The 1,430-nt window shown below is 71.2% G+C and carries 1 protein-coding gene; it reads left to right on the forward strand.

The genetic code is table 11. The features are described 5' to 3' along the window. Nucleotides 1-104: 104 nt before the first annotated feature. On the forward strand, nucleotides 105-1,430 hold a 1,326-nt coding region (locus ACLHRZ_RS42455), incomplete at its 3' end, for an IS701 family transposase (RefSeq protein ID WP_490423992.1).

Below are 1,430 nucleotides of genomic sequence, written 5' to 3' on the forward strand. Positions count from 1 at the left end.
CGTGTGGGGTTGCAGGCCGGGCGGGATTGGCCAAGTCGGCGGCGGGCGTGAGGAGATGGGAGAAGCATCGGCGGTGTCATATCCCTCGGTGAGGAGGTCCGCCGATGCTTCCTGCTCCGACGGTACCGCCGTCGCTGCTGGCCGTGTTGGAGAAGGTGAAGGGCTGTTTCACCGCGCCGACGTTCGTGACGTTCACGGGCCTGGTCACGGGGTTGATCGCGCAGACCGGCCGCCGGACGGTGACGGGGATGCTGAGTGGGGCCGGCCTGGAGCGCCTGTGGCCGCACGACCGTGCGCACTCCTTCTTCTCCCGCGCCGCCTGGGATCCGTTCCTCGTGGGCATCGTGCTCTCGCACGTGATCGCGCGGCTGCTGCTGGCCCAGGACGCGCCGCTGATCGCGGCGGTGGACGACACGCTGTTCAAACGGTCGGGGAAGAAGGTGTTCGGGGCCGCCTGGCAGCACGACGGGGCCGCCAGGGGCCCGAAACCGGTGGGCCGCGGCACCTGCTTCGTCGTCCTGGGACTGATCGTCCAACTGCCGTTCCTGTCGAGGCCGGTGTGCCTGCCGGTGATGTGCCGGCTGTGGCGGCCCGGCACAGAGAAGACGAAGATCGAGCTCGCCGCGGCGATGATCCGCACGCTCGCGGCCTGTCACGGCCGACGCCGGCTGCACGTGGTCGCGGACGCCGCCTACCACGGACGGGCCCTGCGGCACCTGCCCGCGCAGGTCACGCTCACCACCCGGCTGCCATCGAGCGCCGTCCTCTACGATCTCGCCCCGCCGAAGACCGGACGCCGGGGCCGTCCCCGCCTCAAGGGCGACCGCCTGGGCACCGTCACCGACCTGGCCAGGCGTGCGCTCTTCCGCCCGGCCGCCGTGCACCGCTACCACCGCCACGAGACAGCTCTGATCGCCGAGATCCGCTGCCTGTGGTACGGATCGCTGCACACCCAGACGGTCCGCGTCCTGCTCGTCCGGGAGGCCGACGCGGACACCGGAAAGCCGATGCTCACGCTGGTCACCACCGATCTCGACACGCCCGCTGCCCGACTGGTGACCCGATACGCCTGGCGCTGGGCCATCGAAGTGACCTTCGCCGAAGCCCGCGAGCACCTGGGCGCCGGACAGGCCCGCAGCCGCGTGCGCCACGCGGTCGAGCGGACCGTCCCCTTCGCCCTGTACTGCTACACGATCACGGTCATCTGGTACACCCTCCACGGCCACCACCCCGCCGACGTGGCCGAGCGCCGGCGCCGCTCACCGTGGTACGTCACCAAGACCGAGCCGTCCTTCGCCGACATGACCGCCAAGCTCCGCCGCACCGTGATCGCCGCCAGGTTTTCCCCGGCCGACCCAGCTCAGCCCACCGACGCCGAAATCCGCGCCGTCCAGCATGCCTGGGCCACAGCCAGCGCCAACACCCCTGGA

It is taken from the genome of Streptomyces sp. AM25, assembly GCF_058146165.1.